We start from the raw sequence: 23,715 nt of genomic DNA on the forward strand, positions 1-23,715 counted from the left end.
GGATTCCAATGACTATAGTTTAGCCAAACCAGAAAAAAACACAAAAAAAACGGGCTCTTAGAGCCCGTTTTTTTCACTACCAACCAGACTTTTAGTCTTTGTTGGCATTTTGCTGCTGCATCTGTTCCTTGATCAGGTCACCGATGGTGGTGGCACCTGAGGTTTCTGCAGTCTTGCTACGTACGTTATCAAGAGCCTGCTTGTCGTCTTCAACATCTTTAGACTTAACAGACAGGTTGATTACGCGGTTCTTGCGATCGATGCTGATGATCTTCGCTTCGACTTCTTCGCCTTCTTTCAGCACGTTGCGCGCGTCTTCAACGCGGTCACGGCTGATTTCAGAGGCTTTCAGTACCGCTTCAACTTCTTCGTTCAGGGCGATGGTAGCGCCTTTGGCGTCAACCGCAGAAACTGTGCCCTTAACGATGGAGCCCTTGTCGTTCAGCTGAACGAACTCGGCGAACGGATCGCTTTCCAACTGCTTGATACCCAGGGAGATGCGCTCACGCTCTGGATCAACAGACAGGATAACGGTTTCAACTTCGTCGCCCTTCTTGTATTCACGAACGGCTTCTTCACCAGTCTCGTTCCAGCTGATGTCTGACAGGTGAACCAGACCGTCGATGCCGCCATCCAGACCGATAAAGATACCGAAGTCAGTGATTGACTTGATCTTACCGGAGATGCGATCGCCTTTGTTGAAGTTGCCAGAGAAGTCTTCCCAAGGGTTAGACACACACTGCTTGATACCCAAAGAAATACGACGACGCTCTTCGTCGATATCCAGGATCATCACTTCAACTTCGTCACCTACCTGAACAACCTTAGACGGGTGGATGTTCTTGTTGGTCCAATCCATTTCGGATACGTGTACCAGACCTTCAACACCTTCTTCCAGCTCAGCAAAGCAGCCGTAATCGGTCAGGTTGGTTACACGAGCAGTTACGCGAGCGCTCTCTGGGTAACGACCTTTGATATCTACCCAAGGATCTTCGCCCAGCTGCTTCAGACCCAGTGAAACACGGTTGCGCTCACGGTCGAACTTCAGGACTTTAACATTGATTTCGTCGCCCACATTCACGATTTCGCTTGGGTGCTTGATGCGCTTCCAAGCCATGTCAGTGATGTGCAGCAGGCCGTCAACACCGCCCAGATCTACGAACGCGCCGTAGTCGGTCAGGTTCTTGACGATACCTTTGATTTCCAGACCTTCGGTCAGAGTTTCCAGCAGAGCTTCACGCTGCTCGCTGTTTTCAGCTTCCAGAACGGCGCGGCGAGAAACAACCACGTTGTTACGCTTCTGGTCCAGCTTGATAACCTTGAACTCGAGTTCTTTGTTTTCCAGGTGCGCAGTGTCGCGAACCGGACGAACGTCTACCAGGGAACCCGGCAAGAAGGCACGGATACCAGCCAGATCAACGGTGAAACCACCCTTAACCTTGCCGTTAATAATACCTTTAACCACTTCTTCAGCTTCGAAGGACTTCTCAAGAACCTTCCAGGCTTCGGCACGCTTCGCTTTCTCACGAGACAGACGAGTTTCACCGAAACCGTCTTCAACTGCGTCGAGAGCTACGTCGACTACGTCGCCGATTTGAACTTCCAACTCGCCTTTTTCGTTGAGGAACTGGGAGGCGGGGATAACGCCTTCGGACTTCAGTCCAGCGTTAACGGTGACCCAGTCGCTATCAACATCAACTACGGTTCCCTGAACAATGGAACCTGGCTGCATGTCGATTTCTTTTAAACTTTCTTCGAATAAATCCGCAAAGCTCTCGCTCATTATGTGCCCTATATGATCAACGCAAGTATGCTCCGTGCCGCCAGCAACACGGTCTGTTAATGATTTCCGGATTCAGCCTGCGGCTGGCAAAATTTTGCTGACTCCGGCATTCCAACGACAAAAAGGTGTAGTCAGGCCTGACCTGCTGCGGCCATACACCTGTCTAACACCTCTTCTATACTCAAACCTGTAGAATCAATGACTTGCGCATCATCCGCAGGCTTAAGAGGGGCCGCAGACCGGTTCATATCCCGGTCGTCACGTACCCGAATCTCGTCTAAAACGGCGTCAATACTAACATCGACCCCCGCTTCCTTCAACTGATTATAACGACGGCGCGCGCGCTCTTCGGCACTTGCCGTCAGGAAGATTTTCACGGGTGCGTCAGGAAAAACCACGGTACCCATATCCCGTCCGTCCGCTACTACGCCGGGAGCCTTCTGGAAATCTCTTTGGCGCTGCAGCAAAGCGTCCCGAACCGGTTGCATCACGGCAACTTTCGATGCGTTGTTGCCACAGGCCTCGGTACGGATTTCGGAAGTGACCTCCTCTCCCGCTAAAAGCACACGCACCGGCTGGCCAACCTCTCCTGGCTCAAACTCAACATCCAGAGTTGCCGCCACGGTCACCAATCCCGTTTCATCTTCCAGCGATACTCCCTGACGCATTGCCGCCAGAGCAGTCAGCCGATACAAAGCGCCACTATCTAGCAAGTGCCACCCTAGTTTACGGGCCAACATCTGGGTAATCGTGCCTTTACCCGCACCGCCGGGGCCGTCCACTGTAATGACCGGGGCCTTGCTATCCACCATTAAGAAGCACCTTCTGTTCTGATATTGAAACCTGTCTGTTTTGCCAGCTCAACGAAATCCGGGAACGATGTCGTCACGTTCGAACAGTCATTAATCGTAATCGGACCAGTCGCACGTAACGACGCAACAGCGAAAGACATCGAGATCCGGTGATCTTCGTGACTCTCAACCGTACCAGAGCCAATCGTCTGACCACCCTCAATAATAATGCCGTCCGGGGTCACGGTGGTTTCGACACCAAGCGCAGCCAAACCATCCGCCATCACCTGGATCCGGTCACTCTCTTTTACCCGCAACTCTTCTGCACCCCGAAGCACCGTGCGGCCTTTGGCGCATGTCGCTGCGATAAACAGAACCGGGAATTCATCAATGGCCAACGGCACCTGGTCTTCCGGAATCTCTATACCGTGCAACTCGGCAGAACGTACTCGCAGATCGGCCACCGGCTCGCCGCCAATCACACGCTCTTCGAGTATCTCGATATTAGCCCCCATCTGGCGCAGGATATTAATCACGCCGACACGCGTTGGGTTCATACCCACATGTCGCAAGGTGAGATCTGAATCCGGCGCAATAGACGCGGCAACCAAGAAAAAAGCCGCTGAAGAAATGTCGGCGGGTACATCGATAACGCCAGCTTCAAGCTTGCCGCCGCCGGTTACCTTGGCCGTTGCACCATCGCGCTGCACATCATAGCCAAAACCTTGCAGCATACGCTCTGTGTGGTCTCGAGTAGGCGCAGGCTCGGTAACCGACGTTGAACCATTCGCGTATAAGCCAGCCAACAACAGACAGGACTTAACCTGTGCACTGGCTACTGGCATGTCGTAATGGATACCCGTCAGCGACTGCCCACCTTTAATCTTCAGCGGTGGACGACCGCCTTCCGCCGTTTCAATCACGGCCCCCATGGTACGCAGGGGATCAGCAACCCGCCCCATTGGGCGCTTTGACAAACTGGTGTCACCAGACAGTTCGGAATCAAACGGCTGAGCGGCCAGCAAGCCGGCAAACAAACGCATGCCCGTGCCAGAGTTACCCAAATACAGCGGGCCGCGGGGTGCTTGCAAACCATGCAGCCCCACACCGTGAATCCGGACCAATCCGTTTTCCGGACCTTCGATGGTTACACCCATGTCGCGGAAGGCTTGCAGAGTGGCAAGGCTGTCTTCGCCCTCGAGGAAGCCCTTAACCTCGGTCACACCTTCGGCCAGTGCGCCCAGCATGATGGAACGGTGCGAAATGGATTTATCACCCGGCACCCGAATATCGCCGCGGACAGAACCACCCGGCTGCATATGAAAGATAACTTGCTGATCACTATTATTAGTCACGTACGCCTGCCCTGAAAGCATCTTCGTAAAATGTTCGCGCGCCGCCTTGGCACGACTGAAAACCCGGAGCAAGGTCGCTCCATCGCCATCGGCAATGGCACCCCGGAGTTCGCCCAAATCGTGGGTGAAATGGTCAATCACACGCAGTACTGCGTCGCGGTTTGACAGAAATATGTCATGCCACATCAACGGATCACTGGCTGCAATTCGAGTGAAATCCCGGAAGCCTCCGGCAGCGTACCGGAAGATGTCCAGATTCTCATCCTCACCCGCCAACGTATCAACCAGCGAAAAGGCGATGAGGTGTGGCAAATGGCTGGTCGCGGCAAGCACTTCATCATGGTACGCGACCGACATGGTTAAAACGGTAGCTCCGGCACCTTCCCACAAAGCTTTCAAACGCGCCAAGCTCAAGCTGTCGGCGTTATCAGCCGGAGTAAGAATTACTTTGTGGTGAGCAAAAAGATCGGGATTCGCCGCTCGAATGCCACTCTTTTCCGAGCCAGCAATAGGATGGCCCGGGATCACGTTCGGCGGCATCTCACCGAACACAGCCTCTACATCGGAAGCAAAACTGGTTTTGGTGCTACCCACATCGGACAGCACGGTATCGCGACCGAGCCAGGGCTTGATTTGTTCAAGCACGGTACGGGTAGCCCGAACGGGCACTGCCAGAACAACCAGGTCACTGCCCTCAACCGCCGCTTTAAGACTTGGCGCCGCCTGGTCAATCACTCCGAGTTCAACGCCTAATTCAAGCTCATCAGCACGCTGATCAAAGCCTACAACAGACCCTGCCAGCTTATGCTTTCGAATAGCACTAGCGAGCGAACCACCGATCAGGCCGAGGCCAATAATCGCAACCCGTTCAAACGAAGGCGTGTTATCAGCCACCTTAGCGCCCTTCCTGTGCGGAGGTTAACGCTTCCGACAGAGCCGAAAGGAAGCGCTCATTCTCATCGGGAAGACCTACAGATACGCGCAGATGGTTAGGCATTCCGTAGCCAGCAACCGGGCGAACAATCACGCCACGGGCCAACAAGGCCTGATAAACAGCAGCAGACTGCTCGCCCACATCGACCGCAATGAAGTTGCCTACGGAGGGAATGAAAGATAACCCGATACGGTCGAAGCCTTCAGCCAGCTGGCGCAAACCGGCTTCGTTCACCTCTCGCGAACGATTCAAATAGGCATCGTCCTCAAGTACCGCAGCCGCAGCCGCCAAGGCAACCGAATTCACATTGAAGGGCTGCCGCACACGATTCAGCACATCGGCAATTTCGGGAGAACTGATGCTGTAGCCAACCCGCATCGCAGCCAAACCCCACGCCTTGGAGAAGGTCCGACATACAATCAGATTCGGGAACCGCTCGAGCAACTGAATGCCGTCAGGATATTCTTCACCGGTCAGGAACTCGCAATAGGCCTCATCCAGCACAACCAATACGTGTTCAGGAATTCGTTGCAAAAACGCTTCAATCGCGTCAGCGGTATGCACCGTGCCTGTCGGATTGTTCGGGTTAGCGACAAAGATAAGTTTGGTGCGCGCATTGACCGCTTCCGCCATGGCATCGAGGTCGTGGCCCCAATCTTTAGCAGGAACGGACACACCTTTTGCACCGATGGCCTGAGTCACCAACGGATAGACCGCGAAGGCGTATTGCGAGAACACCACTTCGCTCTCGGGCCCGGCAAAACAGCGAGCAATCACTTCCAGAACATCATTGGAGCCATTGCCCAACGTAATCTGGTTCATAGCCACACCAAACCGGTTCACCAACGCCTGCTTCAGCGCAAATCCGTTGCCGTCCGGGTACAGGCAGGACTCTTCGAGTGCCTTGCGAGCGGCGGCCATGGCTTTTTCGCTAGGCCCAAGTGGGTTTTCGTTGCTAGCCAGTTTGATAATCTCTTCCGGGTTCAATCCCAGCTCACGGGCAAGCTCTTCGATAGGCTTTCCGGGCTGGTACGGAGACAGAGCCTGAACACCTTTCACCGCAAGACTCTGGTAATCCACTGACATTCAACATTCCTCCGGGTCTATTCAATCTGAGTTTAAAGCACGCCAATCGGGTAGGAACCCAAGCGCTTTAACTCAACCGCTTCATCGTCGATCTCGGCCAACACTTTACGCGCAAGCGCATCTTCCATGTGTCCTTCAAAATCGATATAGAACACATACGCCCAGGTGCCGCTGGGTGACGGACGAGTTTCAATGCGGGTCAGACTGATGCCTTCGCGATGGAAGGGCTCCAATAATTGATACAAAGCACCCGGCTTATTGCGCATCGAGACCAAAATGGACGACTTATCCTGACCACTGGCCTCAACCTCTTCCCGCCCGATAATCAGGAACCGGGTGGTATTGTCCGGACGGTCTTCAATACGACTGGCCAACAGATCCATACCGTAGAGTTCGGCCGCCATGTCTCCGGCTATAGCTGCCGAACCTGGCTCTTCCGCGGCACGACGGGCTGCCTCAGCGTTACTTGAAACGGTAATCCGCTCAACGCCGGCCCGATGAGAGTCCAGCCATTGACGACACTGCGCAAAGGACTGCTGATGCGAGTAGATCCGGGTGATCTGTTGATCTTTAAACTTCGGAGACACCATCAGATGATGATGAATACGAAGCTGAACCTCACCGCAAATCTTAAGCGGCGAAGACATGAACATGTCGAGTGTATGATTAACCATTCCTTCCGTTGAGTTCTCGACCGGTACTACGCCGTAGTGGGCGGAGCCGGATTCAACCTCACGGAACACTTCATCAATCGCCGGCATCGGCACGCTGATGACAGAATGGCCAAAATGCTTGAGCGCAGCCGCTTGGGTGAAAGTACCCAAGGGCCCCAGAAACGCGATGTGCATCGGTTTCTCTAGCGCCAGACAAGCCGACATAATTTCCCGAAACAGTCGGGCCATTTCTTCTGCCGGCAAGGGCCCCGGATTTTCTTCTTTTATCCGGCGAAGCACCTGAGCTTCACGCTCCGGACGGTAGAAAAACACATCCTGCCCAGGGTTGGCGGCCATTTTTACATGAGCCACTTCCTGAGCGCAGGCGGCTCTGGCGCTGATCAACTTCATGATCTGCTGATCAAGGCTGTCGATTTCTTCCCGAAGTTCGCTCAGGCGGGCCTTCTCGTCGGTCATGATCAGCCCCGCTCCTTCGCGAATTCAGTCATGTATTCAATCAAAGCGTCCACGCCTGCTTCGGGCATGGCGTTGTACAAGCTGGCACGCATGCCGCCGACAGAGCGATGGCCCGCCAGATTGAGCAATCCACGAGCATTTGCACCCTGCAGGAATTCACCATTGAGGGCATCATCGGCCAAGGTGAACGGTACGTTCATCCAAGAACGGAAACGCGGATCAATAGGGTTGGCGTAGAAATCGTTGTCATCAATGAAGCCATAGAGCTTGCTGGCTTTGCGAGCGTTCATCTCGCCCATCGCCTGCAGGCCGCCCTGCTCTTTCAACCACTTGAACACCAGGCCTGCCAGATACCATGAGTAAGTAGCAGGCGTGTTGTACATCGAGCCGTTATCCGCGATGACCTGATAATTCATCATCGTCGGCGTCTCTTTGCGGGCTTTGCCGAGCAGGTCCTTGCGAACGATCACGACAACCAGACCGGATGGACCGATGTTCTTTTGAGCACCCGCGTAAATCAGGCCGTACTTCGAAACATCCAACGGGCGGGACAGAATCGTTGATGACATATCCGCTACCAGCGGGACTGCCCCGCTCTCCGGCACGAAGTCGTACTCCAGGCCACCGATCGTTTCGTTCGGCGTGTAATGCAAGTAGGCCGCATCGGGGTTGGTTGCCCAGCTGGACTGATCCGGAATGGTGGTAAAGCCGCTGTCTTCCGAACTGGCCGCAACGTTCACATTGCCGAAACGCTTGGCTTCCGCAATGGCTTTCTTGGACCAGATACCCGTGCTCACATAATCGGCTTCAGCATTCTCGCCCAACAAGTTCAGCGGGATAGTGGCGAACTGACTGGACGCGCCACCCTGCATGAACAAGACGGCGTAATCATCTGAAATACCAGCCAGTTCCCGCAGATCTTTTTCTGCGGTTTCAGCGATAGAAACAAATTCGTCACTGCGGTGACTCATTTCCATCACCGACATACCGGTGCCGCGCCAATCTAACAGCTCTGTTTCTGCCTGTTTCAGCACGGCTTCCGGCAATGTAGCCGGGCCGGCACAGAAGTTAAACGCCCTACTCATTCTTCAGTTTCCTCGCCTGCGGCACCTTCATCAGCACCTGACTCTACATTCGCTTCAACGCCAGCGTCAGCGATCTCATCGTCGTCATCAGACTCTGCAATACGCTCCACACCGACCAGTCGTTCGTCTTCCTGAGCCAAACGAATCAGGCGCACGCCCTGGGTGTTACGGCTAAGAATGGAGACTTCATCTGTACGGGTGCGCACAAGCGTGCCCTTATCAGAGATCAGCATCATCTCGTCGCCTTCGAACAACTGAAGCGCCGTTACCAGGTTGCCGTTACGCTCAGAACACTGCATAGCGATAACACCTTGGCTGCCACGGCTGTACGCCGGGAACTCATCAATAGCGGTACGCTTACCGTAACCATGCTCACTGGCGGTCAACAGGACGCCGCCTTCCTGCGGAATAATCAGCGACACCACATGGTGCCCTTCCGGCATCTTGATACCGCGAACACCACGGGCGGTCCGGCTCATCGGGCGAACCTGCTCTTCTTTGAACCGCACTGCTTTACCAGCCGTTGAGAACAGCATCACTTCAGCATCGCCATTGGTGATGGCTGCGCCAATCAGGGTATCCCCTTCGTCCAGATTCAGTGCGATCAAGCCGCTGCTGCGCGGACGGGAGAAGTTCGGTAAAGGTGTCTTCTTGACAACACCTGCGGAGGTGGCCATCAACACGAACTGGTCTTCAGGGTAATCACGAACCGGCAGGAACGTGGTAATACGCTCATCTTCATCCAACGGCAAAATATTGACCATCGGACGGCCACGGGAGCCACGGCTACCACGGGGAATTTCAAACACACGCAGCCAATACACCTTGCCGCGGTTCGAGAAGCACAAAATGGTGTCGTGTGAGTTCGCCACCAACAGCTTCTCGATAAAGTCTTCGTCTTTCATCGCCGTCGCCGCTTTACCACGACCACCACGGCGCTGGGCCTGATAATCTTCAACGGCTTGAGTCTTGGCATAGCCGCTATGAGAAATGGTTACAACCAGATCTTCTTCGTCAATCAGATCGGCGATGGTCAGATCGCGCTGCGAACTGGTGATTTCGGTACGACGCTCGTCACCAAACTCGGAAACAACCGCTTCCAGCTCTTCACGGATAACCGACATCAGACGATCGGGATCGCCCAGAATGTCCAGCAGGTCTGCGATCTTTTCCAGAATCTCTTTGTACTCGTTCTGGAGCTTTTCAGTTTCCAGTCCGGTCAGACGGTGCAGGCGCATATCCAGAATCGCCTGAGTCTGCTCAGGAGACATGTAATACAGGCCGTCACGCAGACCGTAGATTTCTGGCAAATCATCCGGACGGCAAGCGTCTTCGCCGGCGCGCTCCAGCATGGCCAGAACATTACCGGGAGCCCAGCCACGGCTCATCAGCTTTTCTTTTGCCTCGACAGAGGTCGGAGAGGCCTTGATCAGCTCGATCATCTCGTCGATGTTGGCCAGAGCAACGGTCAAACCTTCCAAAATATGGCCACGCTCACGAGCTTTTCGCAGCTCGAAGATGGTCCGGCGGGTCACCACTTCACGGCGGTGGCGCACGAACGCATCCAGCATTTCTTTCAGGTTCAGTGTCTTTGGTTCGCCATTGATCAGCGCAACCATGTTGATGCCGAACACGGTCTGGAGCTGGGTCTGGGCGAACAGGTTGTTCACCACCACTTCGGGGTTCTCACCGCGACGAAGTTCAATAACAACCCGGATACCTTCCTTGTTAGACTCATCACGCAACTCGGTGATGCCCTCAAGGCGCTTCTCTTTCACCAGCTCTGCAATCTTCTCGATAAGACGCGACTTGTTCAGCTGATACGGCAACTCGGTGATGATGATGGCATCGCGCTTGGTCTTGGCGTCATGCTCAACTTCGTGACGGGCACGAATGTAAATCCGGCCACGACCTGTCCGGTAGGCTTCAACGATGCCCGCACGGCCATTAATAATGCCTTGTGTCGGGAAATCCGGGCCAGGGATGTGCTCCATCAATTCATCGACGGTCAGGTCCGGGTTTTCAATCAGGGCCAGACAACCGTTAACCACTTCGGTCAGGTTGTGCGGTGGAATGTTGGTTGCCATACCAACAGCAATACCAGACGAGCCATTCACCAACAGGTTCGGCACTCGGGTTGGCATAACTTCCGGAATACGCTCGGAACCGTCGTAGTTATCAACGAAATCAACGGTTTCTTTCTCAAGATCCGCCAGCAGCGAATGGGCCACCTTCTCCATGCGAATCTCGGTGTAACGCATGGCGGCCGCGTTATCGCCGTCGATGGAACCGAAGTTACCCTGACCATCAACCAGCGGGTATCGGAGTGAAAACGGCTGAGCCATACGAACGATGGTGTCGTAGACAGCAGAGTCACCGTGAGGGTGATACTTACCGATCACATCACCTACCACACGGGCAGATTTCTTGTACGCCTTGTTCCAGTCATTGCCCAGTTCGGACATGGCGAACAGCACCCTACGATGCACAGGCTTGAGGCCATCCCTTACATCCGGCAATGCTCGACCTACAATTACGCTCATCGCGTAATCGAGGTAGGACTGTTTCAACTCGTCTTCAATATTGACCGGCAGGATCTCTTTGGCTAATTCACCCATCGAGAAAGGTTCCTTTGCGTTATCTGGAAGTCGTCTCGGGGCCGTGTCCCGGCCCCGTCTTTATTCTTCAACAAGCCGCCCAGCATACCACAGTCGCAACAGACCCGGGGTAGCCGACCGACTTGTTAATCAAACACTACCGTCTTGTTTTCGTAGGTAATCACGCGATCTTCAATGTGCGAACGAAGCCCCCGCGCCAAAACGTTCTTTTCAACGTCTTTACCCAGACGGACCATGTCCTCAATCGAATCTCTGTGACTGATACGAATTACGTCCTGCTCAATGATCGGACCTTCATCCAAATCCTGAGTCACGTAATGGCACGTAGCGCCGATCAGTTTCACGCCGCGACTGTACGCCTGATGGTACGGGCGTGCTCCGGCAAACGACGGCAAGAAGCTGTGGTGAATATTGATAACCTTACCTGCATACTTCTCGCACAAGTCAGCCGGCAGTATTTGCATGTAGCGCGCAAGCACAATCACATCGGCTTCGTACTTGTCGAGCAGCTCTTCGATCTGACCGAAAGCCTCGGCCTTGTTTTCTTTGCTCACCGGGACGTGGTGATAAGGAATGTCGTGCCACTCCACCATACGCCGCAAGTCGTCGTGGTTGGAAATCACCGCCGCCATTTCAGCGTTCAGTTCTTTGCTGTGCCAGCGATGCAACAGATCCGCCAAACAGTGGGACTCCTTGCTACACATCAACACCACCCGCTTCGGCCGCGCCGAATCGGCAATGTGCCAGCGCATATTGAATTCTCGGGCAATCGGTTCAAACGCCGCACGAAACTGATCCAACCCAAACGGAATAGATTCCGCTTTAATCTGGTGCCGCATGAAGAACCAACCAGACTGAGTATCTGAGTGGTGACTCGCCTCGGTAATCCAGCCGTTGTAGGTGGACAGAAAATTACTCACCTTGGCAACAATTCCCACCCTGTCCGGACAGGAAATAACAAGACGATAGGTATGCTCCATTAAGCCATTCCTTAACTAGAATCCGGGGAAAGCGAATGCGTTAGAAAACCACCAGCGATGACGCACGAGGAACTATCAACACGCACCTATAAAAATGACCAGCTATGATAGCGTATATGACCGCCAGAAACGAGGATTCCCCATGAACGACACTTACCCCAGCCTCCAGCCCAAACTTCGCTCAAGGCTGCTGTGGAGCCTGACAGCATCAATTCTGTTCAGCTTGCTGTCATTTTCATCGTTCGCCAGCAATCAAGCGATACTGGAGGGCGAGCGATTTCACCCGGCGCAAGGCAAGCTCGGCATGGTCGCCACCAGCCACACTCTGGCGACCGACGTAGCGCTGAAGGTTCTGGAAAACGGCGGCAATGCCGTCGATGCGGCAGTCACCGCCGGCTTCGCCCTTGCCGTTACCCAACCAAGATCAGGCAACATTGGTGGAGGCGGCTTTTTGCTGTACTCGCCCGGCGACGGCAAGGCGCCAGAAGCCATTGATTACCGGGAAACCGCGCCTGCGGCCGCAACGGAAACCATGTTTCAGGACCGCGACGGCAATGTGGCGAAAGAGCGCAGCCGATTCAGCCATCTGGCAGCAGGTGTTCCGGGCACAGTCGCCGGCCTGGCCCTTGCTCTGGAACGACACGGCACGATTTCATTAAGCGAGGCCCTTGCTCCGGCCATTCGCTTGGCGAAAGACGGGTTCATCGTGCCTCACCGGTTCAGCATCGGCCTGGAGCGTGCCGCCAGCCGCTTGAAACGCTGGCCAGCCACCAACGCGACCTTTTACAAGGAAAATGGCTCAGCCCCTCAGCCCGGCGAACGGTTCAAGCAACCGGAACTGGCCGCTACGCTTCAACGCATTGCTGACAACGGAATCAAAGGGTTTTACGAAGGCGAAACCGCGCGCCTGATCGTTGAAGAGATGCAGCGCAACGACGGCCTGATCACCTTGGATGATCTGAAAAATTATCGCCCAGCCATCCGCCAGCCCGTGCATGGCACCTACCGCGGTTACGATATCTTTTCTATGTCACCGCCCTCTTCCGGCGGCACCCACATCGTGCAGATTCTGAACATACTGGAGGATTACCCGATCGGCGACATGGGCCACAATTCAGCCGCCACCCTCCATCACATGGCCGAAGCCATGAAACTGGCCTATGCAGACCGCGCCCAATACCTGGGTGATACAGACTTTGTTGAAGTCCCCCTCAAAGGGCTGACCAGCAAGGAATATGCGGCGAAGCTGAGAGAAACGATTTCATCCGACAAGGCCAGGCCTTCCAGCGACATCAAGCACGGCAAGCCCGCAGACTGGGAAAGCCCCGAAACCACCCACTTCTCGGTCGTAGATCGCTGGGGTAATGCGGTATCTAACACCTACACCATCAATTTCAGTTACGGCTCAGGCATTACGGTGGCGGGCGCCGGTTTTCTGCTGAACAATGAAATGGACGATTTCAGCGCCAAGCCGGGCGTGCCGAACGCTTACGGCCTGATTGGCGGCGAGGCCAATAAAGTGGAACCCGGAAAACGCATGCTCAGTTCCATGTCGCCCACCATCGTTCGCAAAGACAACAAAAATTTTCTGGTCACCGGCAGCCCGGGTGGCTCCCGCATCATCACCACAACCCTGCAAGTGCTGATGAACGTGATTGACCACAAGATGAACATCCAGACCGCAGTGAACGCCCCCCGCATTCACCACCAGTGGTTCCCGGATGAAATTCGCATCGAGCAAGGCATCAGCCCAGACACCATCAGCCTGCTTGAAGCGAAGGGCCACACCGTGACCACCAACACCGCCATGGGGGCCATCCAAAGCATTATGGTTGGCGAAGACGGCACGCTCTATGGCGGCGCTGATGCCCGGCGCAGCACGTCTTCAGCTAGGGGCTTTTAAACGAGCACGAAAGCGGCACGCCGCTTTCGTTATTCGCCGGACTCGAGCTTGTCTTGGGTCCGAAGCTCAAAATCGCTTGCGTCATGGCGCTCATGCAGCTGTGACGACAAATCACCCCAAGCCTTGTTGACCATTCGCCCCCGTCTTACCCCGGGGCGCTGTGCGACTTCTTCCGCCCAACGCACCACATTGGTGTAGGTGTGCGCCTCTAAAAACTCAGCCGCTTCGTACACCACGTTTTTCACCAGCGCGCCATACCACGGCCAGATCGCCATATCGGCAATGCTGTATTCATCGCCGGCAATGTAACGGTTATCCGCCAGCTGGCGATCAAGCACATCCAACTGCCGCTTCACTTCCATCGCGTAACGATTGATGGGGTACTCGTACTTTTCCGGGGCGTACGCATAAAAATGCCCGAAACCACCACCCAGGAACGGAGCGCTGCCCATCTGCCAGAACAGCCAGTTCATGGTTTCCGTGCGCTTGGCGGGATCTTTCGATAAAAACTGGCCGAATTTTTCCGCCAGATAAAGAAGAATGGAACCCGATTCAAACACCCGCACAGCAGGGTCTACACTGCGATCCATCAACGCGGGAATTTTTGAGTTAGGGTTCACGCCCACGAAGCCGCTACTGAACTGATCCCCTTCCATGATATTGATGATCCAGGCATCGTATTCTGCTTCTTTAATCCCTAGCTCAAGCAACTCCTCAAACATGATGGTCGCTTTCACGCCATTCGGGGTTGCCAGAGAATAAAGCTGGAAAGGGTGTTCGCCCACCGGCAATTCTTTATCATGAGTAGGGCCAGCAACCGGGCGGTTAATATTCGAAAATTTACTTTCACCTTCCTGATTCCACTTCCACACTTTTGGTGGAGTATAGGTAGGATCGCTCATCAACTGTCCCCTTAATCTGTAAACGATGACTCTTAATTAAATACGCCCTTGAAAGGCTCTCAACAACGACTCAACGGGCGACCGCGGCCTCAGTAATTCCAGACAGAGCTTTCTGCAGGTTTGGAACAACACCACACTCCGAAGCGCCGTGACGATCTGCAATGAAAGCGGGATCGTTGTAGCCAAGCCATACCTGAGACGACTCGTCTTCCCAAACCAGCGCCTTCAAAGGGAGATCAATCCCCACGGTCTGCGCACACGCCATAAACGGTGTACCCCCTTTGGGGTTACCAAACACCAACACCTCCGTAGGGCGCATCGACTTGCCAATTTTTTGAGCCCCGGCAGCGTGATCAATTCGCGCAAACACATTCAAACTACGCGCCTTAACTTCTGCCTCCAACCGATCCATAGTTTCCTCTGCACTATAAGGGCTTTTAAGTGCGATCAAACCGTCAGCCGCGAATGCGATCGGACTAACCAACATGACGGCGACTGCCGCAAGTGAGCGAAACGTTTTCATGGTGCTCTCCTTTGTGTCCAGGCCAAACGAAGCCCAACGTGTTACCTCACCCTAACAGCAACCGACAAAACCCTCTACAACCTGGCTTCTACGATCTAGGTGTCCGTCTGAGTTATTTCGATCAAACCAACCCTTTCCTCCCGACACTCGTATGAGCCCATCTCGAACTCTCGGCAGATCCATGGTCGGTTCTCGTAAATCGTGCACATGAACGTTTCCCGATCCAGAGCCGAGCACCATCCGTCTTCCAGGCGCAGCATGGTTTCCCCTCCCCACTCATCGTAGGCAATGTGCCTCTCGGGGACGCCTGTATCACTGATAATCATCACTTCAAGCCTGCAACAGCAGGCCTTGCAGTTTGAGCAGGACACTTCTGAAACAGGCCTATTTTTGACGGGAATGCTCATACATCTCTGCCATTTGAACCGGATTACGCATTGGGCGATTTATCGACCATACTGATTATGTCTCGCACAACCTGAAAAAAATACCGCTTAAACAGTCATCGCTCGTGACTGCACAGCCTTCCCTGATAATAAACAGAGGTGCGTTCCGTGTCTGAAGCTTCCGTTTTCATCGGCAAAGGCCGTCATGCCCAGAGGTTACTGCTGCGTCGTGCCAACCGTCATGGGCTTATCGCAGGCGCCACCGGCACGGGAAAAACCGTCACTCTGCAAATACTGGCCGAAGGCTTTTCCGCCCAAGGTGTGCCGGTATTTATGGCGGATGTGAAAGGCGACCTCTCCGGCATTTCACAGCCAGGCACCACCAAACCGTTTCTGACCAAACGCGCTGAACAGGTAGGGCTTGAGCCCTACGTGTTCGAAGGCTTTCCCACCGTATTCTGGGATGTACTGGGCAAGCAAGGCCACCCCATGCGGGCCACGATCTCCGATATGGGCCCTTTATTATTATCGCGGCTACTTGAACTTAACGACACTCAGGAAGGCGTCATCAACATTGCCTTTAAGTTGGCCGATGACCACGGCATGGCCTTGCTGGACCTGAAGGATCTTCGGGCGCTGATGACGTTTGTAGCGGAGCAATCCAAAGAACTCTCAGCGCTCTATGGTAACGTCAGCAAAGCCTCGGTTGGTGCGATACAACGACGCTTGTTGCAACTTGAACAACAAGGTGGCGATCAGTTTTTTGGCGAGCCAGCCCTTGAGCTTTCTGATCTCATGCGCTGTGATTCGGCTGGGCGCGGCCATATCAACTTGCTGGCCGCCAATCAACTCATCGAACGCCCGCGACTGTACGCCACCATTTTACTTTGGCTGTTAGCAGAACTGTTTGAAGAGCTACCCGAAGTGGGTGATCCCGACAAACCCAAACTCGTGTTCTTTTTCGACGAAGCCCACCTGTTATTTGATGACGCACCCAAAGCACTGCTGCAGAAAGTTGAGCAGGTGGTGCGTTTGATTCGCTCTAAGGGCGTTGGTGTTTATTTTGTTTCCCAAAACCCCACCGACATACCCGACAAAATACTGGGCCAACTCGGCAACCGAGTGCAGCACGCACTGAGAGCCTTTACCTCACGCGACCAAAAAGCCGTTCGAGCCGCCGCATCAACCTTCCGGCAAAACCCGGAACTGGATACCGAAAAAGTCATTACCGAACTTGGCGTAGGCGAAGCACTCGTCTCAACTCTTGACGATAAAGGCACGCCCTCGATCGTGGATCACACGCTGATCCGGCCGCCCTCTTCTCGCTTAGGGCCGGCGACGGCAAAAGAGCGAAAAACCATTCTCGCAGCCAGCGAGTTTGGCGCTCTGTACAATAAAATGATTGACCGGGAATCCGCCTTCGAAAAACTGCAAAAGCGCGCAGAAGACGCCGCCAAAGAAGCTGAACGGGCGGCCATGGCCAACGAACGCGTGTATGAAGCGCCCGCCAAGACAAACAGAAAACCCGCAACCACACGGCGATCATCCCGCCAGAGCGTGTTTGAAACTCTGGCGAAAAGCATTGCGCGCACCATGGGCCGGGAAATGACGCGCGGCTTTTTGAGAGGCTTGCTAGGTTCCCTGTTTAAGGGGCGTTAAAGCGCAGTGCAGCTCTCGATAATGTCGCCGGAGCTTCCACCTGCACGATGCTTCAGTAAGAGGCCTTCAGAGTCTGGCCCGGAGCCCTTCACCCACCACTCGATACCGCCGCCAATGTATCGTGCGCCACTTGCGGAAGCGGCTATTTCCATCTCGTAGCTAGAGCCCTTGTAGTGCACATTGGCGGAGTCAGGAGCCAGATAATTAACCGCAACCGTTTCGCCGCTCTCGCACTCATAGCTTTGCGCAAAGGCATCACCTTGCTGAAAGCTTGAACAGGCTGAGAGCAAAAACACCGATGACAACACAATAGGAACAGAAATTTTCATTCAGAACTCCATTTTCGATAGTTAAACCGCAGCGGCACAGCAACGGTTATTTATGGCCACGGCTCTGCTCATAACGTTGAGCGGCAAGCGTTCCAGCAGCTCTTCCGTGCCTTCGATAGTAGCTTTTCCCACAGAGATTCTGGTGGTGCCAGTAAGCTTTCATTAGCAAAGCATGATTAGGAAGCCAGAATCGATCCGTAATTTCCTCTGTTACAGGAACCGAACCAATATCCACTTCAGCCATTACAACGCCCGGCCCCTCACTGGTCCTTCGCTGTGCTAGGACTTGGCCCTGCCCATCAACAATCTGCGTGCATCCCACATAGTGCGTGTCATAAGGCACCGAAGCTGAAAACCCGGGAGAAAGCATGAAACCACCGGAAAACTCCCCACAGTGAGATGCTTGAACAACCGGGGCACCGATGCGCCTTGCCAGCTCGCTCGGGGCTTGCTCCGACAGGTATCGATTGTACTGCCCTAACGCCGCGAACCCACGGTTAACAAGCACGCTCCAATTTGATGGCAGGGTCCACCAGTGGGTTCCACTCACGACCAAGCCAACGCGGCCCTTCATACGCCGAGCCGTTTGATTTCGAATCAACTCCCAACAGACTGCCGCGCCTATGCCGCCTAGGCTCGTCTCAAAAACGCCATCATCCTTACCGGGACCATAAAATGCATTTTCCCACATGGTCGGTAAATCTTTGTCATGGGCATGAAGCTGCCCGTCAGGTTCGACAAAGTAATAGCGGTTGTAGACTTCCCCGCCCTCAGCAATCAACATGGAGCCGCCGATCCAACTGCCATACTGCTTTGCAAGCCGTACAAGCAAATCCACGGCTTCATTGCTTGGAGGCAGGACTGCGTCATGTACACGCTGATCAAACGCGATGCGTGAGGTGAAAAATTCAGGGAGAGCCACCACCTCTGCCCCAGCATCCAAGGCTTCCTTCGCAAGCCGCTCAACGCGCTCCAGATTAGCAGACACATCGCCCAACTCTGCTTTAAGCTGAACCGCCGCAATACGCCGTTTTGCGTTCGGCATTACTGTTTCCATGAAATTTTCACCAGACAGTGTGCGAGTTTTAATCCAATAATCCCGAAACTTTCTTCCCCGCCACAAACAACACGGCAAGCACAACCAAAACACTGAGAGCCGCAACAGGACATGCCAGACTTTCGGGAACCCCCACCGCCCACCCTAGCGTAAAAACCAACCCTTGGAATGCCTCAATGGGCCACTGATACACAGGAAGGTCAGAACTCGCCGTGAACAAACGTATCAGCCCGATCAAACCAAGAATGGACGAAAAAATACCGAAGAACATTGATCGTCTCATAGATAAGAACCTCCGCTTAGAGCCACCGCTTGGCTTCAGCGATGACCGTTTCCATTCTTTTTTGAAGCGGCCTGTGGCGAAGCGAGCAAAGGTAGAGGGTTTCTCTCACGGGATGGGCAAGTTTATGGACTTTGATGAGCTCGGGCTTGGGGAATGCCTCAACCGCATGGGCCGGCAATACGGTAAACCCTAACCCCATGCTGACCGGCTCAAGAATCAAACCAATCTGGTTTGAGAACCCTTTCCTCGGAAACAAATTACTGTGCTGGAACTCGCGATAGTTCTCTCCAAGGAGAAGGTTGGCGTGATGGCTCCCATCCGGGTGATCAATAAAACCCAGCGCCATGAGCGTATCCCAGTCAGCATCTTCTACCGTTGCCGGTGTGACCAGCAGCAGCGACTCCTCAGCAACGGACGTGCAACTTACGTCGGCCAAAGTGGATTTCGTCGTCATGAACCCGACATCAACGGTGGATTCAGCAATTGCGTGCTCCACATCGGTATTGGGTGCAAACCGGTAATCGATGGTGAGTTTGGGGTATCTTTGCTGCAGCGCCAATAACTGAGGGTAAAGCTTCAGCCCCACACTCCCTGGCGACATAACCCGCACCTCGCCTTCATAGGGAGGGTCCTCTACAACGGCCAGTTCCAGATTCGACAACGCAAGAAGAACATCCTGAGCTTCGGCGTATAGCCTTTCGCCGGCGCCCGATAGCGAGAATTGTTTGCCTTGCCGCACAAGCAGCTCGGTACCGAGCTGCTCCTCCAGCTTGCGCACATGCTGGCTTACCCCGGACTGGGTCATGTGGAGACGCTCAGCCGTGCGAGTGAAATGTCCTTCTTCAACGAGCGTGCAAAAGCTGCGCAACCAATTAACGTTCATCATCACCGTATATGATCAATCTCATGACAAATGATAATTTTACGTAATTTAAAACGCTGTGTAACCTGCTTTCAGTTTCATAAGCGGAGGACAAGTAATGAGCAACGTTTACCCAAGAAATTTTTCACACATCGGCATATCCGTTCCGGACCTCGAGGGAGCCGTTAAATTCTACACGGAGGTTCTGGGTTGGTATTTGATTATGAAACCCACCGAGATCGAAGAAGATGACAGCGCCATTGGTGAAATGTGCACAGAAGTGTTTGGGAAGGGCTGGGGAAGCTTCCGCATCGCTCACCTTTCAACGGGTGACCGAATTGGTGTAGAGCTGTTTCAGTTCAGAAACCAAACCAACCCTGAAGACAACTTTGAGTACTGGAAAACCGGCATCTTCCACTTCTGCGTACAAGATCCGAACGTAGAGGAACTCGCGGAGCGGATCGTGGCCGCTGGCGGCAAACGCCGTATGGAGAAACCGCGCTACTACTATCCGGGCGAAAAACCCTATCGCATGATTTACATGGAAGATCCATTCGGTAACATTCTGGAAATCTACAGCCACAGCTATGAGCTGATCTACAGCGAAGGCGCGTACTGAATCGCGCCCAACCTCGGCCAGGCGATCCTCCCAGCGGGTCGTCTGGCGCGGCCAAGGCTGAACACCTTGGCCGCGCCTGAGCGCACAAATTACGGCGTGTTGCTCAGGGCCCCCTCCAGTAGTGGCAACTGCACCGTACCCGACACGTTTACAAAGGGTACCAACGCATCCCGTGACCAGCTCGCCGGGTACTGCAGATGATATCCGTATACCAGCAACGCCAGCTCATCGCCGGGCGCCAAAGATTCCGCAACACCCACCATCTGAATGACCGCCTCATTTTTCAAGCCACGCACCGGCATTACCTGATCATCTATCAAATCCCAACGGCTTTCGCCTTCCGCCCGCTTGCCCAAGCCAACAAACACAATCGGGTCACAGCCCGGAGCAAATGGGTCCAGCGTGTTATCACACACCGAATTTCCCGACAGATCCGCCACCGTCAGCTTCATGGTTGGAATGCCTCCCAGAACGGCACCCTCTTCACCAACTTTACCCAGCATTATGGCAAGCGGAGGCTGAGTTACAGTAGCAACAGCCTCGTATCCAGATGCCACCGGCTGATCCGACACAAACGCCCGCTCAACTGCATAGCGGCCGGTAAGCACTTCGCTCTCGCTCGCAGGCGCAGGGAACTCATCCATGGGCACCATCACCGATTGATCGTCGGCCAGCGACAAGCACACATTGGATTCAGTACCCTCGAAGTAGCTCGGCAGCGGTTTGCCGAGAAGATGATGCTCCAACCAGCTCAGCGTGGCATCTGCAATTGAAATGCTACCGCAATGAAACTTGCCAGCCGCGCCCTGAAAACCCGGAATTTCCAGCAAGCCCGCCGCCGGGTCAATGTGAGTGCCCGGCTGCGCATCGTCCGGTGCTTTTGCTGGCAACACATGGCCGGTTTGGTGAGTCAGCAGCCGCACATCGCCGTCCGTTTGCGCCGACAAACATGAGAAGTTGCGCCACGCTTCGTTTAAGTTAAACAGCGTGTCTTTCATGCCCTGCGTCAGCAGCACATCGACGTTGTTAAACGGTGTCGGAGGCACATCGTAGGCTGGAGGGTTCGTCTGGTAGGAAACCAGGTCTGCATCCTCTGACACAGAGAGCGATGTACCCGCGCAGCGATAGGCCGGACTGTGGTAATAAATGAAATCCAGACCCGCCTCGGGGAACCGGTTCAAGGAGGCTCCCTGCGCAAGACTTTCCCTTAGGATCGGATCCAAGCCGCCATTACCCTTGCCCGTCGAACCACTTTCGCCGAAGCCAACCAGTAGCAGATCCCAGCCGGTTTTAATCACATTCCCCGGGTTCAGACTGTAACGCAGGTCGTTCCACGTCATATCCGGCACCAAGGCATCTAAACGTTGTTTCGGATCCAGGCCATGAAGAAGAAATTGGTAACCGCCCCCATAACTGCCCCCGATGGCACCGGCCACCAGGTTCGGGTTCAACGCCTCGGGAAGATCTGCCTCATCGCGAAACTGCAGGTAGTCCAGGTTGGCCTCTGCCCAATCAAGAATCTGAACCAGATCTTGGCCCTCGAATTCCGGATCCATCACCCGCACAGTACCTGTGCTTTGGCCAAAGCCGCGCTGGTCAATGGATATCACCGCAAAACCAGCGTCGCGATAGTTTTCGAAACCGTCGGTGCTGCGTGATCCACCGAAGCCATGACCTTGCAGAACAAGCGGGTGCCCCGCATCACAATCGATACCGCCCGTAGGTTCAAGCACCTGGAAAGTAATGGTCTCACCACTGGCGGAGTTAAGAGAAACGGCATAGCTTCGCCCGCCTTCACGGGGCGTGCCGTCAGCACAAGAAACCAGAACGGGGTCAGGCAATTCGCATTGTGGAGCCTGGCTGTTGCCGGGATTGTCGCAGGCCTGATCCGGCGAGTTTCGGCGTTCGGCCGCTCGATCAGACCGGTCGTTATCGGAACTTGAATCTATACACCCTGTAACAGAGAGCGCTAAGACGATGGGCGCCAGAGCAAAGCGAGCAGGAAAAAATGTGAGACGGAAGGGCATCGTTTGTTCTCCTTATTGTGTTTTGAAAACCCAATAGAGAGAACGTGCTACTCAAGAATACGTTCCGATGCCAAGCTGCAAAGGCCCAACATGACATCATGAACGCATTAAACAATAAACGCCTCGTCAGTCTTGGCCGCCATAATGAAATCGTTCCGATGCAGACCGCCGATAGCGTGGGTCCACCAGCTAACAGTCACCTTGCCGTATTCCAAAAGAACCGCGGGATGATGGTTTTCTGCCTCGGCCAGATCACCGACCCGGTTCGTGAAAGCCTGAGCGTGGGCAAAATTCTTAAACTTGAATACCTTCTGCAATTTTTCTTCGCCATCCGTATCCACCATTTTCCAGTCAGGAAGTTGCTCGAGCAGGAGCCTTCTCTCGTCACCGGTCACCCTGGGCGCGCCTTTGCGGCACGCCTCGCAGTGTTGCTTCGCCAATACTCCCATATCCACCCTCTCCGAATGTCGGTCTCTTACTGGTTCGCGAGCGCGTAATTAATTCCCGCACACACAGCGGCAACCTGCGCGGCATTACATTGCTCGGGTGTCGCACGCGGGCTGTCAGGATAAACCTCGGTTGTGGTTCTGTAGGGTGCGTTAGTGACGCTGGCGCACAGACCCAGCTGCTTGAGCGGATACTGAATAACACCACGGGAGGCCACGGGCGAGCCGAAGATCTCCCCTTTATCATCCGCTGGAGCAATATGAGTAACCTGCTCTACCGCATCTATGATTGCCTGCTGGAATTCAGGTTGCGGATTCTCACTGTCATCGACCAAGTAAAAGCCGTCAGGAATATCACCCGGCTCGAACGGCTTACCGTCTCGGGCAGCCAACGCGGGGCGAAACTCCGATTCGTCGGTATCGGTGGTCTCGTGCAGGTCCATATGCAGCAGAACATCATCGCGGACCGGATTCACCAGTTGCATAAGTGCCGCCGATTCCCCTGCGGGACTGTTTTCATGGAACGAGCGGTTCGGATCGATCGCATTCGCATTCCAGCGATGGATACGCTCGTATGCCCACGGGCTGACACAAGGTGCGACCAGCAGGTTGATGCGGCCCGCGTAATCCGCCGCATGCTGCTCAACAAATTGCAGAGCGCCGTGCACACCGCTGGTTTCATAGCCATGTACCCCGCCCGTGATCAGCACAACCGGCAAGTCGTCACGCCAGTCGCGACTGCGGATCGCCATCAGCGGATAACGCTCAGAGCCATAGTCCAACGCCCCATATTCTTCTACATCAAAATCCGGGCTCAAGCGCTTGATGACACTCAACACTTCGGATTCGTAGCTGCGCTGTCTGGACTGCTGTGACAACCAATCAGCACGTTCTGCCTCGCCCCAAGGCGTGCCGGGTGTACCGATAGGGTAAGGGTCAGGGGCTGTATTCATAGTA

General features: G+C 54.4%; 21 protein-coding genes. 3 read left to right on the forward strand and 18 right to left on the reverse strand.

Going from position 1 to position 23,715, the window contains the following annotated elements; translation table 11 throughout:
* Positions 1-91 precede the first annotated feature (91 nt).
* The 8 genes from rpsA to purU all read right to left on the reverse strand — a co-directional run bounded on the left by rpsA (position 92) and on the right by purU (position 11,762).
* The gene (rpsA, locus tag DOQ08_RS14260; RefSeq protein ID WP_114335659.1) at positions 92-1,783 is read right to left on the reverse strand and encodes a 30S ribosomal protein S1; all 1,692 of its coding nucleotides are present in this window, start codon (positions 1,781-1,783) and stop codon (positions 92-94) included.
* Positions 1,784-1,914: 131 nt separating this feature from the next.
* The gene (gene cmk, locus DOQ08_RS14265) at positions 1,915-2,595 is read right to left on the reverse strand and encodes a (d)CMP kinase (RefSeq protein ID WP_114335660.1); all 681 of its coding nucleotides are present in this window, start codon (positions 2,593-2,595) and stop codon (positions 1,915-1,917) included.
* The gene (locus DOQ08_RS14270; RefSeq protein WP_114335661.1) at positions 2,595-4,823 is read right to left on the reverse strand and encodes a bifunctional prephenate dehydrogenase/3-phosphoshikimate 1-carboxyvinyltransferase; all 2,229 of its coding nucleotides are present in this window, start codon (positions 4,821-4,823) and stop codon (positions 2,595-2,597) included. The genes cmk and DOQ08_RS14270 overlap by 1 nt, the downstream gene beginning before the upstream one ends.
* Position 4,824: 1 nt before the next feature.
* The gene (gene hisC / locus DOQ08_RS14275; RefSeq protein WP_114335662.1) at positions 4,825-5,949 is read right to left on the reverse strand and encodes a histidinol-phosphate transaminase; all 1,125 of its coding nucleotides are present in this window, start codon (positions 5,947-5,949) and stop codon (positions 4,825-4,827) included.
* A 32-nt stretch (positions 5,950-5,981) separates the two neighbouring features.
* The gene (gene pheA / locus DOQ08_RS14280; protein ID WP_114335663.1) at positions 5,982-7,079 is read right to left on the reverse strand and encodes a prephenate dehydratase; all 1,098 of its coding nucleotides are present in this window, start codon (positions 7,077-7,079) and stop codon (positions 5,982-5,984) included.
* Between the two features lie 2 nt (positions 7,080-7,081).
* Positions 7,082-8,164 (reverse strand): 3-phosphoserine/phosphohydroxythreonine transaminase, encoded by a 1,083-nt coding sequence (gene serC, locus DOQ08_RS14285; protein ID WP_114335664.1) that lies wholly within the window; start codon positions 8,162-8,164, stop codon positions 7,082-7,084.
* Positions 8,161-10,782, reverse strand: coding sequence for a DNA gyrase subunit A (gene gyrA / locus DOQ08_RS14290; RefSeq protein WP_114335665.1), 2,622 nt, complete (start codon positions 10,780-10,782; stop codon positions 8,161-8,163). The genes serC and gyrA overlap by 4 nt, the downstream gene beginning before the upstream one ends.
* A gap of 125 nt (positions 10,783-10,907) precedes the next feature.
* Positions 10,908-11,762 carry a formyltetrahydrofolate deformylase gene (gene purU, locus DOQ08_RS14295; protein ID WP_114335666.1) on the reverse strand — a complete coding sequence of 285 codons (855 nt, stop codon included), beginning with the start codon at positions 11,760-11,762 and terminating at the stop codon, positions 10,908-10,910.
* 142 nt (positions 11,763-11,904) lie between these two features.
* Between purU and ggt the strand changes: the two genes are divergently transcribed.
* Positions 11,905-13,665: a gamma-glutamyltransferase gene (gene ggt / locus DOQ08_RS14300; RefSeq protein WP_114335667.1), complete on the forward strand. Its 1,761-nt coding sequence runs from the start codon at positions 11,905-11,907 to the stop codon at positions 13,663-13,665.
* A 29-nt stretch (positions 13,666-13,694) separates the two neighbouring features.
* Here the strand turns inward: ggt and yghU are convergent, their stop codons facing one another.
* The 3 genes from yghU to DOQ08_RS14315 form a co-directional block, all read right to left on the reverse strand.
* Entirely contained in the window at positions 13,695-14,567 is an 873-nt protein-coding gene (yghU, locus tag DOQ08_RS14305; RefSeq protein ID WP_114335668.1) for a glutathione-dependent disulfide-bond oxidoreductase, read from the reverse strand.
* A gap of 70 nt (positions 14,568-14,637) precedes the next feature.
* Complete coding sequence (locus DOQ08_RS14310; protein WP_114335669.1) at positions 14,638-15,090, reverse strand: DUF302 domain-containing protein; 453 nt, start codon at positions 15,088-15,090, stop codon at positions 14,638-14,640.
* A 95-nt stretch (positions 15,091-15,185) separates the two neighbouring features.
* Entirely contained in the window at positions 15,186-15,497 is a 312-nt protein-coding gene (locus DOQ08_RS14315) for a YkgJ family cysteine cluster protein (protein WP_114335670.1), read from the reverse strand.
* A 147-nt stretch (positions 15,498-15,644) separates the two neighbouring features.
* On the opposite strand from DOQ08_RS14315, the gene DOQ08_RS14320 reads away from it, so the two are divergent.
* Positions 15,645-17,135, forward strand: coding sequence for a helicase HerA-like domain-containing protein (locus tag DOQ08_RS14320; protein WP_114335671.1), 1,491 nt, complete (start codon positions 15,645-15,647; stop codon positions 17,133-17,135).
* On the opposite strand, the gene DOQ08_RS14325 is transcribed toward DOQ08_RS14320, so the two are convergent.
* Genes DOQ08_RS14325 through DOQ08_RS14340 form a run of 4 tightly spaced genes read right to left on the reverse strand, consistent with a single transcriptional unit; the run spans position 17,132 to position 19,690 of the window.
* Complete coding sequence (locus DOQ08_RS14325) at positions 17,132-17,464, reverse strand: MliC family protein (protein ID WP_114335672.1); 333 nt, start codon at positions 17,462-17,464, stop codon at positions 17,132-17,134. The genes DOQ08_RS14320 and DOQ08_RS14325 overlap by 4 nt on opposite strands.
* Positions 17,465-17,510: 46 nt before the next feature.
* Positions 17,511-18,509, reverse strand: coding sequence for a carbon-nitrogen hydrolase family protein (locus DOQ08_RS14330; RefSeq protein WP_114335673.1), 999 nt, complete (start codon positions 18,507-18,509; stop codon positions 17,511-17,513).
* Between the two features lie 40 nt (positions 18,510-18,549).
* Positions 18,550-18,804 (reverse strand): hypothetical protein, encoded by a 255-nt coding sequence (locus DOQ08_RS14335; RefSeq protein WP_114335674.1) that lies wholly within the window; start codon positions 18,802-18,804, stop codon positions 18,550-18,552.
* 16 nt (positions 18,805-18,820) lie between these two features.
* Positions 18,821-19,690 (reverse strand): LysR family transcriptional regulator, encoded by an 870-nt coding sequence (locus tag DOQ08_RS14340; RefSeq protein WP_114335675.1) that lies wholly within the window; start codon positions 19,688-19,690, stop codon positions 18,821-18,823.
* A gap of 94 nt (positions 19,691-19,784) precedes the next feature.
* Here DOQ08_RS14340 and DOQ08_RS14345 point away from each other — a divergent pair, with 94 nt between their 5' ends.
* Positions 19,785-20,285: a lactoylglutathione lyase family protein gene (locus tag DOQ08_RS14345; RefSeq protein WP_114335676.1), complete on the forward strand. Its 501-nt coding sequence runs from the start codon at positions 19,785-19,787 to the stop codon at positions 20,283-20,285.
* 89 nt (positions 20,286-20,374) lie between these two features.
* Here DOQ08_RS14345 and DOQ08_RS14350 read toward each other — a convergent pair whose 3' ends face one another.
* From DOQ08_RS14350 to DOQ08_RS14360, 3 genes are all read right to left on the reverse strand, one after another.
* A complete protein-coding gene (locus tag DOQ08_RS14350) occupies positions 20,375-22,312 on the reverse strand; it encodes a CocE/NonD family hydrolase (protein WP_114335677.1) in 1,938 nt (645 codons plus the stop codon).
* Between the two features lie 107 nt (positions 22,313-22,419).
* Positions 22,420-22,761, reverse strand: coding sequence for a 4a-hydroxytetrahydrobiopterin dehydratase (locus DOQ08_RS14355; RefSeq protein ID WP_114335678.1), 342 nt, complete (start codon positions 22,759-22,761; stop codon positions 22,420-22,422).
* Positions 22,762-22,787: 26 nt separating this feature from the next.
* On the reverse strand, positions 22,788-23,711 hold the full coding sequence (locus DOQ08_RS14360) for a M14 family metallopeptidase (protein ID WP_114335679.1): 924 nt from the start codon (positions 23,709-23,711) through the stop codon (positions 22,788-22,790).
* Positions 23,712-23,715: the final 4 nt, after the last annotated feature.

This window comes from Marinobacter litoralis (genome assembly GCF_003336705.1).
In the GTDB taxonomy this organism is placed as follows: domain Bacteria; phylum Pseudomonadota; class Gammaproteobacteria; order Pseudomonadales; family Oleiphilaceae; genus Marinobacter; species Marinobacter litoralis.

Excerpts from the sequence above, each read along its gene's own strand:
- rpsA (WP_114335659.1), bottom strand. The coding sequence starts at position 1,783 with ATGAGCGAGAGCTTTGCGGATTTATTCGAAGAAAGTTTAAAAGAAATC.
- cmk (WP_114335660.1), bottom strand. The coding sequence starts at position 2,595 with ATGGTGGATAGCAAGGCCCCGGTCATTACAGTGGACGGCCCCGGCGGT.
- hisC (WP_114335662.1), bottom strand. The coding sequence starts at position 5,949 with ATGTCAGTGGATTACCAGAGTCTTGCGGTGAAAGGTGTTCAGGCTCTG.
- pheA (WP_114335663.1), bottom strand. The coding sequence starts at position 7,079 with ATGACCGACGAGAAGGCCCGCCTGAGCGAACTTCGGGAAGAAATCGAC.
- serC (WP_114335664.1), bottom strand. The coding sequence starts at position 8,164 with ATGAGTAGGGCGTTTAACTTCTGTGCCGGCCCGGCTACATTGCCGGAA.
- gyrA (WP_114335665.1), bottom strand. The coding sequence starts at position 10,782 with ATGGGTGAATTAGCCAAAGAGATCCTGCCGGTCAATATTGAAGACGAG.
- purU (WP_114335666.1), bottom strand. The coding sequence starts at position 11,762 with ATGGAGCATACCTATCGTCTTGTTATTTCCTGTCCGGACAGGGTGGGA.
- ggt (WP_114335667.1), top strand. The coding sequence starts at position 11,905 with ATGAACGACACTTACCCCAGCCTCCAGCCCAAACTTCGCTCAAGGCTG.
- yghU (WP_114335668.1), bottom strand. The coding sequence starts at position 14,567 with ATGAGCGATCCTACCTATACTCCACCAAAAGTGTGGAAGTGGAATCAG.
- DOQ08_RS14310 (WP_114335669.1), bottom strand. The coding sequence starts at position 15,090 with ATGAAAACGTTTCGCTCACTTGCGGCAGTCGCCGTCATGTTGGTTAGT.
- DOQ08_RS14315 (WP_114335670.1), bottom strand. The coding sequence starts at position 15,497 with ATGAGCATTCCCGTCAAAAATAGGCCTGTTTCAGAAGTGTCCTGCTCA.
- DOQ08_RS14325 (WP_114335672.1), bottom strand. The coding sequence starts at position 17,464 with ATGAAAATTTCTGTTCCTATTGTGTTGTCATCGGTGTTTTTGCTCTCA.
- DOQ08_RS14330 (WP_114335673.1), bottom strand. The coding sequence starts at position 18,509 with ATGCCGAACGCAAAACGGCGTATTGCGGCGGTTCAGCTTAAAGCAGAG.
- DOQ08_RS14335 (WP_114335674.1), bottom strand. The coding sequence starts at position 18,804 with ATGAGACGATCAATGTTCTTCGGTATTTTTTCGTCCATTCTTGGTTTG.
- DOQ08_RS14340 (WP_114335675.1), bottom strand. The coding sequence starts at position 19,690 with ATGATGAACGTTAATTGGTTGCGCAGCTTTTGCACGCTCGTTGAAGAA.
- DOQ08_RS14345 (WP_114335676.1), top strand. The coding sequence starts at position 19,785 with ATGAGCAACGTTTACCCAAGAAATTTTTCACACATCGGCATATCCGTT.
- DOQ08_RS14350 (WP_114335677.1), bottom strand. The coding sequence starts at position 22,312 with ATGCCCTTCCGTCTCACATTTTTTCCTGCTCGCTTTGCTCTGGCGCCC.
- DOQ08_RS14355 (WP_114335678.1), bottom strand. The coding sequence starts at position 22,761 with ATGGGAGTATTGGCGAAGCAACACTGCGAGGCGTGCCGCAAAGGCGCG.
- DOQ08_RS14360 (WP_114335679.1), bottom strand. The coding sequence starts at position 23,711 with ATGAATACAGCCCCTGACCCTTACCCTATCGGTACACCCGGCACGCCT.